The organism is Streptococcus henryi DSM 19005 (genome assembly GCF_000376985.1).
Classification (GTDB): Bacteria; Bacillota; Bacilli; order Lactobacillales; family Streptococcaceae; genus Streptococcus; species Streptococcus henryi.
Genome location: NZ_AQYA01000025.1, coordinates 13111 through 28197, shown reverse-complemented (window position 1 = coordinate 28197; position 15087 = coordinate 13111). Strand labels below are relative to the sequence as shown.

Annotated in this window: 14 protein-coding genes; all 14 read right to left on the bottom strand. The window is 40.5% G+C overall.

The window, feature by feature from the left end; all coding sequences use genetic code 11:
* Window positions 1–4: 4 nt before the first annotated feature.
* Entirely contained in the window at window positions 5–856 is an 852-nt protein-coding gene (locus F601_RS0102565) for a PRD domain-containing protein (protein WP_018164105.1), read from the bottom strand.
* Complete coding sequence (locus tag F601_RS0102560; RefSeq protein WP_018164104.1) at window positions 856–2313, bottom strand: glycoside hydrolase family 1 protein; 1458 nt, start codon at window positions 2311–2313, stop codon at window positions 856–858. Before F601_RS0102560 ends, F601_RS0102565 begins: the two co-directional genes overlap by 1 nt.
* Window positions 2314–2323: 10 nt before the next feature.
* The gene (locus tag F601_RS0102555; RefSeq protein ID WP_018164103.1) at window positions 2324–4165 is read right to left on the bottom strand and encodes a beta-glucoside-specific PTS transporter subunit IIABC; all 1842 of its coding nucleotides are present in this window, start codon (window positions 4163–4165) and stop codon (window positions 2324–2326) included.
* A gap of 273 nt (window positions 4166–4438) precedes the next feature.
* Window positions 4439–7075, bottom strand: a complete 2637-nt coding sequence (gene polA / locus F601_RS0102550) for a DNA polymerase I (protein ID WP_018164102.1) — start codon at window positions 7073–7075, stop codon at window positions 4439–4441.
* A 247-nt stretch (window positions 7076–7322) separates the two neighbouring features.
* Window positions 7323–8204: a class II fructose-bisphosphate aldolase gene (locus tag F601_RS0102545; protein WP_018164101.1), complete on the bottom strand. Its 882-nt coding sequence runs from the start codon at window positions 8202–8204 to the stop codon at window positions 7323–7325.
* A 194-nt stretch (window positions 8205–8398) separates the two neighbouring features.
* A complete protein-coding gene (gene rpmH / locus F601_RS0102540; RefSeq protein ID WP_002885866.1) occupies window positions 8399–8533 on the bottom strand; it encodes a 50S ribosomal protein L34 in 135 nt (44 codons plus the stop codon).
* A 100-nt stretch (window positions 8534–8633) separates the two neighbouring features.
* Window positions 8634–9038: a DUF3021 family protein gene (locus F601_RS0102535; protein WP_018164100.1), complete on the bottom strand. Its 405-nt coding sequence runs from the start codon at window positions 9036–9038 to the stop codon at window positions 8634–8636.
* A gap of 8 nt (window positions 9039–9046) precedes the next feature.
* Window positions 9047–9502, bottom strand: coding sequence for a LytTR family DNA-binding domain-containing protein (locus F601_RS0102530; RefSeq protein WP_026183074.1), 456 nt, complete (start codon window positions 9500–9502; stop codon window positions 9047–9049).
* Window positions 9503–9523: 21 nt separating this feature from the next.
* Window positions 9524–10384: an ABC transporter permease gene (locus F601_RS0102525; protein ID WP_018164098.1), complete on the bottom strand. Its 861-nt coding sequence runs from the start codon at window positions 10382–10384 to the stop codon at window positions 9524–9526.
* Window positions 10381–11238: an ABC transporter ATP-binding protein gene (locus F601_RS0102520; RefSeq protein WP_018164097.1), complete on the bottom strand. Its 858-nt coding sequence runs from the start codon at window positions 11236–11238 to the stop codon at window positions 10381–10383. Before F601_RS0102520 ends, F601_RS0102525 begins: the two co-directional genes overlap by 4 nt.
* Before the next feature lie 128 nt (window positions 11239–11366).
* Window positions 11367–12362, bottom strand: coding sequence for an RNA-binding cell elongation regulator Jag/EloR (gene jag, locus F601_RS0102515; RefSeq protein WP_018164096.1), 996 nt, complete (start codon window positions 12360–12362; stop codon window positions 11367–11369).
* Between the two features lie 12 nt (window positions 12363–12374).
* On the bottom strand, window positions 12375–13208 hold the full coding sequence (locus F601_RS0102510) for a YidC/Oxa1 family membrane protein insertase (protein WP_282705023.1): 834 nt from the start codon (window positions 13206–13208) through the stop codon (window positions 12375–12377).
* Window positions 13174–13533: a ribonuclease P protein component gene (gene rnpA, locus F601_RS0102505; protein WP_018164094.1), complete on the bottom strand. Its 360-nt coding sequence runs from the start codon at window positions 13531–13533 to the stop codon at window positions 13174–13176. The genes F601_RS0102510 and rnpA overlap by 35 nt, the downstream gene beginning before the upstream one ends.
* Window positions 13534–13632: 99 nt before the next feature.
* Entirely contained in the window at window positions 13633–15021 is a 1389-nt protein-coding gene (argH, locus tag F601_RS0102500; protein WP_018164093.1) for an argininosuccinate lyase, read from the bottom strand.
* Window positions 15022–15087: the final 66 nt, after the last annotated feature.

Genomic DNA, 15087 nt, shown 5'->3' with positions numbered 1-15087 from the left:
GCAATTAAGAATTCTTTGAAATCTCCTCTGAACTTAATAATCGATTGATATGAATAGCCAAATAGGCAATCTCTTCTTTGCTGATTTTTTTAGCATAAACTAACTCTAAGTGGTCTTTAATCAAAAATGATATTTCCGTTGCCCTTGGATAGAGTTGCACGATTTGCTCAAATAATTGATTAGAATCATCTAGCATCTTATCATTGAAAAAGCGCTCAGCAAAAAATTTCAAATGCGTAATAAAGCGTTGATAATGAACACTAGAATTATCAAAATCTGTATTGATGCTATATCTGATAATGCTATTAACAGAGGCGATGAGCTTAGCATAGTTCATCCCATCTGCTTTCATCTCCGCAGAACTTTGGGCATTGATGATGTGAAAGGCAACATTTGCAGCCTCTTCTTCTGGTAAAACTAAACCAAACTCTTTCTTGATTAATTTTAAAGCATAAAGACCAATGTTAAATTCTTGTGGATAAAAATTTTTAATTTCCCAAAAAACACGATTGGTCACATTGATATTACTCTTAAAACGTTCAATAGCAAAGTTCAAGTGATCACTTAACATGAAATAGATGCTTGGATTTAAGTTACAGTTTAATCGTTCTTCTGCCTCAATAATAACCAGTCTAGACAATTCTAAGAGCTCTGCTGGAATGGATTCCAAAATCGTAAGATACTCTTTTAAATCAGAATTTTTCAAAGGGATAAAGGTTTGATTAACATTATCGCTATCAACAGCATCGCCAACCTTTTTTCCAAAACCAATTCCTTTGCCAAAAAGAATAAACTCACTCTTATCTTCATCAACAACTAGAATGGCATTAGCATTTAAAGGTTTCTTTATTTTCACTAATCTAAGTCCTCACCATTAGAAGCAATAACTTTCTTATACCAGTCAAATGAATCTTTTTTATAGCGTTTCAAACTGCCATTTCCTAAATCATCTTGGTCAACATAGATGTAACCGTAACGCTTACTCATTTGTGAGGTTGACACACTGATTAAGTCAATTGGTGCCCAGCTGGTATAGCCAAATAAGTCTACACCCATCTCAACAGCCTCTGCCATTTCTTCAATATGACTTCTTAGGTAATCAATGCGATAGGAATCATGAACCTTGCCATCTTCTGTTAACTGATCGACTGCTCCCATTCCGTTTTCAACGATGATTAGAGGCACATTATAGCGGTCATACAACTCAATCAAGGAAATACGAAGACCGACTGGGTCAATCTGCCAGCCCCATTCCGTTGAAGCTAGGTAAGGGTTTTTGACACTCATAATGGTGTTACCAGCAGCTTTTTCCTTGTTTGGATCTGCCGATTCTGTCCTTGACATGTAATAGCTGAAAGCAAGGTAATCCGCAGTTCCTTCCTTGAGAATCTGCTCATCTCCATCTTCCATTTTAACAACAATTCCCTTGTTCTTCAATAACTGTTTATACAAGGTTGGGTATTTACCAAAAATCTGAATATCTGAGTGTGAATAGTTGTCCAAGTTTCTCTCTAAAGAAAGGAGTACATCATTTGGATTACAAGTATTAGGATAGGTTGTCAATTTTGTCAGCATACAGCCCATTTGACTGCCAGGAATCATGTCATGGCATTTCTTTGTGGCAATAGCTGCCGCGACATATTGATGGTGTAAGGCTTGATAGACAGCTTCATCCAAGCTATAATCGACACATTTGTCAGGAATGATACCCGCTGTTGTGAAGGGATGGCGACCAACACTGTCAATTTCATTGAAGGTCAGCCAGTATTTGACATAAGCACCAAACTCTTTAAAGCAAACCTCAGCATAGTTGACGAACAAATCAACCAACTTTCTGTCCACCCAACCATTGTATTTGACACTCAATGCTAGGGGCATTTCGTAATGGGACAGAGTAACAATTGGCTCGATATCACACTCTTTTAGAGTTTCAAATAGTGATTTATAATAGGCAATCCCTTCTTGATTTGCTTCAGCTTCCTCACCAGTTGGGAAGAGGCGAGTCCAAGCAATTGAAATGCGCAAGGTTTTGAAGCCCATTTCCGCAAAAAGTTTGACATCTTCTTTATAGTGGTGATAAAAATCAATTCCCCTACGTTTTGGATAGTACTGAACTTCATCAGTTGTCATAGCTTCCTCAACCATTTGACTGGTAACCTTATTGTGTCCAGCGTAGTCAGAAACATCCAAATCTGGTTTGTAAGTAGCCACATCTGCTACAGACAAGCCTTTACCGCCCACATTCCAAGCACCTTCAATTTGGTTGGCAGCAAGGGCGCCTCCCCAAAGAAAATTATCTTTAAATTTCGACATAGTCTTTCTCCTATTCAAGTGTCAGTAAAGTTTCAAATTGTTTAACATTGTTTTTATCTGTTACTGTAAAAGCTAGATTGGTTGGTTTAGTGAAGATCACCATGGTTGTTGTGTCAAAACCAGCTTCTACAATGCGATCTGCATCAAAGATAACCAAAAGATCGCCACGTTTCACTTTTTGTCCTTCTTCGACTAGAACATCAAAGTATTTCCCTTCAAGATTTACAGTATTAATACCAATATGAATTAAGATTTCAACACCATCATCCGTCAACAAACCGATGGCATGTTTTGTTTTATAGACCATTTTGACTTCAGCATCTACTGGTGCATAGAGTTCACCTTTACTTGGTTTAATAGCTACGCCATCACCTAATAATTTACCTGCGAAGACTTCATCGTTAACATTTTCAAGGGGAAGAACAGTACCTTCTAATGGCGTATCAAATGTTTTCGAATCACTTGTTGAGATTTTTGGAGTTTCTTCTTCTGCAATTTCTTCCTCTTCTTTAACAGGCTCTTTCCAAAGAACAAAGGTAGCCACAAAGGAAACAGCGAAGGAGATAAGAAGACCGATGACAGCATTGCGGAAGTTATTTGGCAAAGTTTCAGAGATAAAGCTAGACAAGGTTGCTAGACCTGGACCAACTGCTACATAGGCCTCAACCGCCATCAATCCAAGCGATGCACCACCGATAAAGCTACCAACCATTACACCATAAAGAACACGTCTGTGAAGGATAGTCACCCCATAGAGAGCCGGCTCAGTAATACCAAATAGGGCTGAAACTGCTGATGAAAAGGCTGTAGAGCGAAGTTCTTTATCTTTTGACCGAATCGCTACGGCAAAGTTGGCACCAGATTCAGAAATATTATGAGCAAGAGACGCAGCATTATAGATGATTTCTTTACCAGTTTCCCCAAGAGCTGTGACAACGTAAGGAATCATAGCTTTGTGCATACCTGTAACAACCATGAATGGCAAGAAGGCGGCAAGAATAGCTACGGCAATCCAGCCAAATTTAGCAAAGAGGAACATGATGACTGAAGCAAAACCTTGACCAAAATTGAAACCGAGTGGCCCAAGGATAAAGAGTGTCAATGGCACTGTAATCAGCATACTAAACATAGGAACGAAGAATACACGCAAAACTTTCGGTGTGATTTTCGTAAAGAGTTTTTCCAGATATGAGTAAGTAAATACAGTCAGGATTGCTGGGAATACTAAGTAAGCATAGTTTACATTCGTAATACCAATCCCAAATAATTTAGCACCCTCTCCCAACATGGTTGCCAAGTCAGGTGTCAAGAGTGTGGCAACTGTTGCGGTAGCCACTAGTTGATTGGATTTCAATTTCTTAGCGGTTGTTGCAGCCACGAGTAGGGGCAAGAAGCGAAGCGGAGCATCCCCGATAAAGTTCAAAATCATATAGGTTTGGCTGGTCTTATCTAGAATACCGAACAAGGCCGCAATCATCAAGAACGATTTGAGAATCCCACCACCAGCAATTGCTGGGATAAGTGGTTGGAAAATAGATACCAAGTAGTCTAAGATGATTGCTCCGATTGATTGCTTCTTACTTGCCTGTCCTGATGCATCGCCTGTACGACCAGCAATCAACTTATTAATCTCATTATACACCTCTACAACGGCATTTCCAATGATGATTTGCGTTTGAACATTTTGAACCACTCCTAAGACACCTGATAATTTTTTCAAGGCATCTAGGTTTGCTTTACTATCGTCTACCAGATTAAAACGTAAACGTGTAGAACAGTGTTCCAATTGCGCTATATTGGAACTGCCTCCGACTTGTTCCACAATATCTTTCGCTAATTTTTGTACATCCATAGTACATCCTCCTAAATTTGACTGCTTTCTGGAAAAGAAAAAACCGAACTAAACCCAAAATACCCATTGATACTCTCGGTTTAATTCGGTTATGCCTGCTTGACCAGTTACATGCCACTTATTTAATTACAAGATGATTGTAACACACATTTTTGTAAGCGTCAACATTTTTTTGAAAAAATGTTATAAAACTTGCGTAAAACCTATTTATACCGAGATTCAAAAAAGACCGACTGAAGCAATATTGCTTCTTTGTCAGTCTTTTCTTATCTCTTACTTGGCCTCATACCAAGTTTGGCCTGTGCTTTCATCAGCTACCAATGGTACAGAGAGTTCAATGGCAGATTCCATGGTCTCCTTAACCAGAGCTTGGACAGCTTCTAGCTCAGCATTTGGGACTTCAAGAACGATTTCATCGTGCACTTGGAGCAGCATCTTAGTCTTGTAGTTTCCTTCTGTCAGAGCCTTGTCCAGATTGATCATGGCAATTTTTAGAATATCAGCTGCGCTGCCCTGAATTGGCGAGTTAATGGCTGTACGCTCGGCAAAATTGCGGATATTGAAATTACGAGAATTGATATCCGGCAAACTACGTCTGCGTTTAAAGAGGGTTTCCACATAACCCTTGTCTTTGGCTTCGCGGACCACTCTTTCCATGTAATTCTTGATGCCTGGGTAGCGTTCAAAGTAGGTTTCGATGTATTGCTTAGCGACCTTACGCGGAATGCCAAGGTTATTGGCCAAACCGAAGTCAGAAATCCCATAGACAATTCCAAAGTTAACAGCCTTGGCATTACGACGGTCATTTGGCGTCACGTCCTCTGCCTTTTCAATGCCGAAGACACGCATGGCAGTTGAGCTGTGGATGTCAGCTCCTTCGCGGAAGGCCTTGATTAAGTGTTCATCACCCGAGATGTGGGCCAACACGCGCAACTCAATCTGAGAATAGTCGGAACTGAGCAGCACCGCATCTTCCTCAGAGGGCACAAAGGCCTTGCGGATGAGACGCCCCTGCTCCAAACGGATAGGGATATTTTGCAGGTTAGGGTCAACCGAAGACAGACGGCCTGTCTGAGTCAAATCCTGAACATAGCGGGTGTGGATCTTGCCATCTTCAAGAATGTAATCCTGAAGCCCCCAAACATAGGTCGACTGAATCTTAGCAATTTGGCGGTATTCCAAAATTTTGGACACGACTGGTGAAATGGGCGCTAAGCGCTCCAACACGTCAACTGCTGTTGAGTAGCCCGTCTTGGTTTTCTTGGTGTACTCGACTGGCAGCTGCATCTTGTCAAAGAGGATTTCACCCAACTGTTTTGGCGAGTTGATGTTGAACTCTGTGCCCGCCATCTCATAGATTTCCTGAGTCAAGCGCTCGATGACGGCCTGATTTTCCACGGCCATCTCATTAAGGGCTGCCCCCTTGACCTTGATACCGGCGATTTCCATCTTGGCTAGCACATTGGCCAGCGGCAGCTCCATATCAAAGAGCAGAGCCTCTTGTTCATTTTCTTTCAGCATGTCCAACATAACTGTCTCTGAAGCTTGCAGCACTGCTATTTTTTTGGCTAAATGGCCCAGCAGAACATCTGATTCAGGAATGGCACGTTTAGCTCCCTTACCATAGACTGCCTCGTCTGTCTCCAAAGGCAGAGAAGTGTAAAGGCGAGCAATGGTTGACATGTCATTGTCTTCTACAGTAGACAGCAAGTATTTGGCCAGACGAGCGTCAAAGGCTGCCGCTGGCAAATCAACGCCTAAATGACTAAGCAAGACCTTACTGCGCTTGAAGTCATAGGTCTTGATCGGCTTAGCTAGAGCCTGCTTGAACAAGTCTTCCTTGAGTAAGTTGACATCCGTTGAAGCATAGACAGCTTTGCTATTGCCCCAAGTAAAACCAATCATATCTTCTACATGGTAATTGTCACCTAAAAGTTCAAAGTAGAAGAATTGGTCTTCGGTAAACATATCAGGACTGAGGGCCTCAACTTGAGTGTAGGCCACATCAAAGGTCTCAACAGTTTCCTGCCCTTCAAGACTAGCCTTGAACTGCTTGAAGTCCATCTCGTCGTAGAAGGAAGACAGCTTAGGCACATCTGGACCATCGTAGATAATGTCATCCAGACCAATGGTAATCGGCGCCTCAGTGTTAATGGTAGCCAAAGTCTTAGACAAGAAAGCCTGGTCCTTGTCATTGATGAGGTTTTCCTTCATCTTGGACTGCTTCATGCTGTCAATATTGGCATAGATCCCCTCAAGACTGCCGTGCTCCAAGAGCAATTTAAGACCTGTTTTCTCACCAATCTTGGTAACCCCAGGAATATTATCCGACTTATCTCCCATGAGGGCTTTGAGGTCGATAAACTGGGTCGGGGTAATCCCCATTTTTTCCATAAGGTAGGCAGGGGTGAACTCTTCAAACTCTGCCACACCTTTTTTGGAAATCTCCACAATGGTGTTGTTATCGGTCAATTGGATTAAGTCCTTATCCCCACTGACAATAGTCACCTCACACTGGTCACCATTTTCAGCCATCTTATCAAGGGTTCCGATAATGTCATCGGCCTCATAATTGTCCAAATCATAAAAGGCAATACCAAGTGCCGTCAGCATGTCACGAATATAAGGCAACTGCTCGCGGAACTCATCAGGCGTCTTGGCACGACCAGCCTTATAGTCGGCAAACATCTCTGTACGGAAGGTTGTCTTTCCAGCATCAAAAGCAACCAAAACATGAGTCGGCTGAACCCGCTCCATGAGATGGTTGAGCATAAGATGAAAACCATAAATAGCATTAGTGTGCAGACCCGCACGATTTTTAAAACGGTCAATCTGATTATAAAGCGCAAAGAAAGCCCTAAAAGCAACAGATGACCCGTCAATCAATAATAATTTCTTCTTGTTTTCCATGCTCTTATTATACCATAGAAAGACAAGTTATATGGGCTAGAGGGATTTTCAGGAAATTTAAAAATCTGCCACCTTCTATGTTACTTGATATTGCAAACACAAAAATCAATCATCAAATTCCCAGTCAAAATTGAGTTCAAAATATTAAAAAAGAAGCTAGGCAAAAACTCTAGAATAAAGTAAAAGTTTACACGATGAGCCAGCAAAAAAACTCTTCGTTGCCGAAGAGTTTAGTAGGTTTAGTTCCTTAAGCTTTATTCGCTGATCCGAAAACGTCGATACGTTCTTCAACAGCACCTTGAACAGCTTTGAAACCTGGTGCCAAGAATTTACGTGGGTCGAAGAGTTTTTTCTTATCGTATTCAGCTTCGTTTGCATCGTAAGCACGTGCAAATTCACGAGTAGCGTTTGAGAATGCGATTTGGCTTTCAGTGTTAACGTTGATTTTAGCTACACCAAGTTTGATAGCTGCAACGATTTGATCATCAGGGATACCTGAACCACCGTGAAGAACGATTGGGAAACCTGGAACAGCTGCTGCCAATTTTTCAAGGTGATCAAGTGCAAGACCTTCCCAGTTTGCTGGGTATGGTCCGTGGATGTTACCAATACCTGCTGCCAAGAAGTCGATTCCTGTAGCAACCATTGCAACTGCATCTTCGATTGGTGCCAATTCACCTTTACCGATGATACCGTCTTCTTCACCACCGATAGTACCAACTTCAGCTTCAACTGAAATACCTTTAGCATGTGCCAAAGCAACAACTTCTTTAGCTTTTTCAAGGTTTTCTTCAACTGGAAGGTGTGAACCGTCGAACATTACTGAAGAGTAACCAACTTCGATACACTCAAGTACGTCTTCGTAGTGACCGTGGTCAAGGTGAATAGCAACTGGTACAGTGATACCCATTGATTCAACCAAGTTTTCGATCATGTTTTTACATACTTTGTAACCACCCATGTATTTTGCTGCACCCATAGAAGTTTGGATAAGCACTGGAGCTTGTTTAGCTTCTGCTGCACGCAAAATAGCTTGAGTCCATTCAAGGTTGTTTGTGTTAAATCCACCAACTGCATAACCATTGTCACGAGCTGCTTGGACAAATTTTTCTGCTGAAACGATTGCCATTTTAAGGCCTCCTATTTATTTTTTGGGTAAAACCCATTTACATGAACATTCTATCACAATTTTCTAAATTTTACCAGTATTACATGAAAAGAATGGATTCCTTACACGCTTTTTCTTGATATTAATTCAAAAGGGCACAAAAAAACCAGCAGTCTCGAGCACCACTGGTTATCATTGTTTATTATCAAAGCAAATTAAGCTGACAATACTTTACGTCCTTTACGACGACGAGCTGCAAGCACGCGACGTCCGTTTTTAGTTGACATACGGTGACGGAATCCGTGTTTACGTTGACGACGGATTTTACTTGGTTGATAAGTACGTTTCACGATGAATACCTCCTCATAGATTTTCGTATTCGTTTAGCCGGCTAGTGTGATATCAGTTACTAAACATACCATACTATTTTATAAGAAATGGCAGAGCTTGTCAAGATAAATTTCTCTTTTGTCTCAATTTTTCGTTGATTTTTGCGACTCTCTGCTGCGTCATGTAAATAACAACCGCCCAAACCAGCAGATAAATAAGTAAAAATTGACCCAAAACATCCAGTCTAAATAGGTTGCCAGTAATACCAAGTAATCGGTTTAATAAGATAACTAAAGAAAAGACTGCCAAAAAATGAGCTCCTAGGCGCCAAGCAAAAGCTGGCTTATCCAATTCGAAAATCAAACTAACCAATCCCATGTAGCCACTAACGATGACTACTGTTCCAATCTGACTAGTTGTCTGACCCTCTGCACCATTTAACATCAGAGTCAAGCTATTGATAATACCTCCAAAACCAATCCCAATCAGAAAATAAAGAATGGCTGTTTTTAAATTTATCTTCATGACTTCCCTCACAATCCAAGACGCTTTTCCAAATTTTTCAGGTAGCGTCTGCTCACATCCACCTTACGTTTCCCAGTCAAGATGGCTAGCATATTGCCTGAAAAACTAGCTTCTAGAGCTTCCAAATGCTGAATATTGATGATGCCATGCCTTGAGACCTGAACAAAATCAGGATTGTTGAGTCTCTCTTGAAACTTATAAAGTCGCTCAGTAATAATGTGACGCCCCTTGAGGGTATCTAAAATCAGGCTAGTTCCCTCAACATCAATTGATACTAAGTCATCAACCTTAAGCATCTCAATTCTATCAGAAGTTTTTATAGGGAGAATAGCTGGCGCTTCAAGCTGATAATGTCCAATATAGTCCATTAATTGCTGCACAGTAGGGCTTAAGAGCTGACTAGTGACCAGAACATCGATAGCATCAGCCTTTAAACTTTTATCCTCTTCAAAACGAATATCCACAGGCATCTCCTCTTCCTTTACTCACATCATTACCATCTTAACCTTTTTAAAATCTTTCTGCAAGAGCAAGATAAATAGAATAAATAAGCTGATCACAAGTAAAACCAGTAAGATGCTGATATTTTGATTAAGATTAGTCAATTCCTTCCATTTTAATCCAATTCCCAAAAACTCTTTAACGTCCATTCCTGAATGACTCCATTCCACCAAAGAATCTTCGATAAGAATTTGACGAAAGGCTGCTGCGACATAGGCTGCCGGTGTAAATTTGATGACGGTTTGAGCAAAATCGGGAAGGCCACCGATTGGCATGTAAACACCCACTAGAAAACCAGAGGCTGTCCCAATAATGACTGCAAAGCGTTCACTAGCTTCAACTGTTTTAAAGAATTGCCCAATAATCAGGCCTAGACTGGCTCCCAAAAGAGAAGCTAAGACCATGGTCCCAAAAAGAGCAGGGTATTTGTCAAGGCCAATAAGCAGACCGTCCTGCCAATAAAAGTAACCCGCCATAATACCAAACATGATAACTTGCATAACAAAACCAATCAGGCTAGAACTAATAAGATAACCAAGATGGAGCTCAAAGCTTGATCTACCTGTTAGTAAGAAATCGTCAAATTGGTGATTTTCCTTGTCCTTAATCAAACGAGAAACTCCCGTCCAGGTTGTCGTTACGCTAGTAACAGCTAAAGTCCCACCCATAACCCACATATCAAGCATTTCCTCAGGATGACTAGCTGCTGACCAGGCATCTAACATATTTTTTTGAAGAAAGATGATGTAAAGAGCAAAGGCAATCCAGGCTCCCATGAGAGAGAAAAAGACGCTGGCTCTGTTGCTAAAATAAAGAGCTAATTGCCGTCTAATAGTTGCAATCATGATTGAATCTCCCTTCCTGTAATGGCAATAAAGGCCTCATTAATACTACCTTCTTTAAACTCAAAATCTTGAATAATAGCCCTGTGTTGGTAGAGCAAGTCAATGGCTTCTTGAGAAGATAATCCTTCAATGACATAGCCTGATTCTTCCTCACTTACTGAATAATTCAGATAATCTATTGCTTGAGTATCTTTAAGTTTTAAGACTAATTGACTCTTTGCATATTCCTTGATTAAGTCAAAAGCTCTGCCTTTTGCCAAAAGTCGCCCCCTATCAATCACATAGGTCATATCTGCATTTTCAGCTTCCTCCAGATAATGGGTTGTCAGAAAAATGGTCATGCCCTGCTCCTTCTTCAAACGATTAAGAAGCTGCCAGATCATCTGACGCGTTTGAACATCCAGACCAGTTGTCGGCTCATCCAAGAAGAGCAAATCGGGTTTGTTGAGTAGAGCACGCGCAATATCAACCCGTCTACGTTGACCACCAGACAAGGTGCCGTATTTTTGATTAAGAAGACTAGTCACTTCTGTTAACTCAAGCAAGTGATCGAACCAGGCCTTATCAAAACGGTGATAGAGCTTAGCACGATGCCTGAGATTAGCCTTAACCGTCAGCCCTGAATCTAGGACACTGTCTTGGAAGACAATCCCAATCCTCAAATCTTTCTTGACCACTACCTGACCTGAAGTCGGTGCAAGCAGACCTGTTATCATCTTGATAGTGGTTGATTTTCCCGCTCCATTAGTCCCAATGTAGGCTACCAAACTGCCCTTAGGAACTTCCAGATTGAGATTATCAACAACAAGCTTATCACCATATTTCTTGCTTAAATTTTTTGTTTGAATTAGCATCCTATCTCACCTCCACACCTGTATCTTATCAAAAAATAGCAGAGCTGTGACCTGATTCTAGCTAAGTGGTCAAAAATTGAGCCCAAGAGGTCAAAAAAACTCCACCCAAAGGGCAGAGCTTCTTCATCTTATTTAAGCAAACTAACAACAACATAACGATTAGGATCGTTACCTTCAGAGTAACTCTCAACACCATCAATTCCTGTTACAGTCTTGTGGACAATTTTGCGTTCATTATTGCTCATTGGATCCATGACATAATCTTTACCAGTTTCCAGCACACGACTAGCAGCTTTTTTGGTAAATTCAATCAAAGTTTCCGTACGATGTTCCACATAATCGTGAACATTGAGAATAACAGAGAAATTCTTAGAATAACGGTCATGCAAGAAATTCTGTGCTAATAATTGGAGAGATTTTAATACCTTTCCGTGGTAGCCAATAACACGACCAGCCTCTGGAGTTTCGATTTGAAGATTAATCTGACGACGATTGTGGCTTGTTTCAATACTAGCCTCAACATCCATTTCATAAATAATCTTCTTCACATAATCAGAAACTTCCTGCGCAGCTTTTTCAATATCAGTGCTCAAAGTTTCCTTCTCATTTGCAAACTCGCTGGCAACAAAAGCTTCAAAGGATTGCTCTTCTCCACTCTGTGACTCTACTGCAACTTCAGCAACAAGCTCTTGAACCTCTGGCTCTTCAGCTGTTTCAATAATATCCGAAATATTTGTTTCTTCTAGAATTGTTTGAGGCTGTTTCTTATTCTCAAGGATAGCTTCCTTGACAGAATCATCAATAACTTGACCTGTCTCTTCAAATTTCTTGATAGCATCTGTTACTTTACTCAACTCGATAGTATCTTCTAATTTTGATGAAACAGGTGCGTTAAGATCATTGATAGCATCTGGTACACCCTTTACAGCTTTTTGATCAGCCTTATGAACAGTAGTCTCACTGATTCCTTCGATATCTACTTGAGCAGGTTGTTTTCCAAAACCAAGAAAACCTTTCTTCTCACGAGAAACGACTTTAATATGGGCTTTCAAACGAGAAAGTTGTAACTCTGATAATCCTTTTTCAATAGCTTCTTCGACAGTACGTCCTGTGAATATAACCATAATCCTAACTCCTTATTTCCTTTGCTTTTGCGCTTTTTTCTTGGCACGACGGATTTTAGCGGCACGATCTTTTTCGGCTTTTTCGGCTTCCAATCGCTGAGCGATAATCTTAAATGGATTGTTCAACAAGAGAATTTGGAAAACTTGAAAGGCATTTGAAACAGTCCAATAAAGAACTACCCCCGAAGCCAAACCAAATCCCATAAAGAAAATCATTATCGGCATTACTACTGTCATAATGATCATAACAGTATTTTGTTCTTTAGCAGCCTTATTCGATAACCAAGAAGATAAGAAAGTGAAAATGGCAGCTAAAACAGGAAGAATCAAATAGGGATCTCGAAGTGACAAATCCAACCAGAGGAAATGTCCAGTTTTCAAAAATGCTACACGACTCAGTGCTTGAAAGAGCGCAAACATGACCGGCAACTGAATAAGTAGCGGCAACATGCTTGAAAAAGGATTGACGCCATATTTCTTATAGAGTGCCTGACTCTCTTCAGCTAATTTTGCTCGACTATCCATATCTTTTCCAGGATACTTAGCCTGAAGAGCACGCAATTCAGGCTGTAAATCCTGCATTTTCTGACCAGACTTAATTTGAATATTAAAGAGTGGCATCAAGATAGCTCGAACGATAAGGGTAAATAAAATAATACCGATCCCAGTTGAGCCACCAAAAGATAAGAAGCGAATTGCCTCAGCAAAAAGGTAGACCAACTGCTCCCAACCATTGCTAGAGGAGCTAGTAACTTCACCACGGCCGCAAGCTGCTAGAAAAACCAATGCAAAGCTTACTAAACCGGCTAATTTAATTTTCTTTTTCACAATCTGAACCTTTCTGATAGAGTTTTGCTAGTTTTAAGACATGTTTCAAATTCTTCTTCATTTCATGATAATCTAGCTCTTCTACACCCTTACGTGCAATAATAACAAAATCATGATTTGTTAGATAAGGGGAGAATTCCATAATCACATGTCGTATTTTACGCTTAATCGCATTACGAGTGACAGCGTTACCAAGTTTCTTACTAACAGAAAGCCCGACACGATAATGCTTCTGATCCTTTTTTAACTGATAAACAACAAACTTTCGATTGGCAACACTCGTTCCCTTATCAAAAATTGCTTGAAAATCCTTGTCACTTTTGACACGAAAGCTTTTCTTCACCGCACGACTCCATTCTAAATTACTCCTATTATACCACAAAATTGAAAAAAGCCTCAACCCCTTAAGATTTCGGCTTTTATTACAATTATATGTCAATTTTTATGTCAAATCTTGTTTAGCCTGTGCAACCTGCCATTTGACCTGATCGAAGCCTGTTCCACCAAGAGAATTACGACGCTCTACTGCTGTCTTAGATTGAAGAGTCACATAGATATCTTCTTCAATCAAGTTTGAAATTTCCTGGTAGCGTTCAAATGGTACATCTTGAAGATAGTAACCAGCTTTAGTACATTCCAAGACCAATTTCCCAACAATTTCATGGGCTTCACGGAAAGGAAGGCCTTTGGCTGCTAAATAATCCGCTAACTCAGTCGCATTTGAAAAGTCTTTTTCTGTTGACTCAGCCATATGAGCATCATTAACAGTCATTGTCTCAAGCATGCCTGCCAAAATATCAATGGCAACAGTGATAGTCTCAGCAGTATCAAACATACCTTCCTTATCCTCTTGAAGGTCCTTGTTGTAAGCCAAAGGAAGAGACTTCATAACCGTCAAAAGACCGATTAAATTACCGTAAACACGTCCTGACTTACCACGGATAAGCTCCGCCATATCTGGATTCTTCTTCTGTGGCATGATAGAAGATCCTGTTGAGAAGGTGTCTGACAAAGTAACAAATTTGAACTCATTAGAACACCAGTTAATGATTTCCTCACAGATACGGCTCATGTGCATCATAAGGATTGAACTGTTTGATAAGAATTCCAAGATAAAATCACGGTCAGACACAGCATCAAGAGAGTTGCTGTAAGGTTTGGCAAAGCCCATAAGCTCCGTTGTCAACTCTCGGTCAATAGGGAAGGTTGTTCCTGCCAAGGCAGCTGCACCTAAGGGTGAAATATCCGCATGCTTAACGTTGAATTCAAAACGTTCGCTGTCACGAGTGAACATGTTGTAATAAGCCATGAGATGGTGACCGAAGGAAATTGGCTGCGCATGCTGCAAGTGGGTGTAACCTGGCATGATGGTATAGGTATGCTCCTCAGCCAATTTAACCAAAACAGAACGCAAGTTAGCTAGCTTTTCGATAACTTCGGCTAATTTTGCCTTAAGGTAAAGGTGCATATCTGTCGCCACTTGGTCATTACGTGAACGCGCTGTGTGCAATTTACCTGCAACTGGACCAATTTTAGCTGTTAAAAGTGATTCCATGTTCATATGGATGTCCTCATTGATAACATCAAATTCCAATTGACCAGCCTTATACTCTTCCAGCAACTCTTCTAATCCAGCCTTGATCGCTTGAGCGTCCTCCTTAGGAATAATTCCTGTTTGGCCCAGCATGGTTACATGGGCAATTGATCCCTTGAGGTCAAACTCAGCCATTTTTTGGTCGAAAGTAATAGAAGCACCAAATTCTTCTACCCATTTCTCAAGACTGGCTTCAAAACGTCCACCCCACAATTTATGATTTTCATTATTAGCCATAATAGCTCTCTTTTCTTATCTTATTTTGTTTTTCTTATTATAACTTATTTTAAATTTTTTCGGAAT

Coding starts and splice junctions, on each gene's coding strand:
- F601_RS0102525 (WP_018164098.1), bottom strand. CDS start 10,384: ATGATTGCAACTATTAGACGGCAATTAGCTCTTTATTTTAGCAACAGA.
- argH (WP_018164093.1), bottom strand. CDS start 15,021: ATGGCTAATAATGAAAATCATAAATTGTGGGGTGGACGTTTTGAAGCC.
- F601_RS0102520 (WP_018164097.1), bottom strand. CDS start 11,238: ATGCTAATTCAAACAAAAAATTTAAGCAAGAAATATGGTGATAAGCTT.
- polA (WP_018164102.1), bottom strand. CDS start 7,075: ATGGAAAACAAGAAGAAATTATTATTGATTGACGGGTCATCTGTTGCT.
- jag (WP_018164096.1), bottom strand. CDS start 12,362: ATGGTTATATTCACAGGACGTACTGTCGAAGAAGCTATTGAAAAAGGA.
- F601_RS0102545 (WP_018164101.1), bottom strand. CDS start 8,204: ATGGCAATCGTTTCAGCAGAAAAATTTGTCCAAGCAGCTCGTGACAAT.
- F601_RS0102555 (WP_018164103.1), bottom strand. CDS start 4,165: ATGGATGTACAAAAATTAGCGAAAGATATTGTGGAACAAGTCGGAGGC.
- F601_RS0102560 (WP_018164104.1), bottom strand. CDS start 2,313: ATGTCGAAATTTAAAGATAATTTTCTTTGGGGAGGCGCCCTTGCTGCC.
- F601_RS0102535 (WP_018164100.1), bottom strand. CDS start 9,038: ATGAAGATAAATTTAAAAACAGCCATTCTTTATTTTCTGATTGGGATT.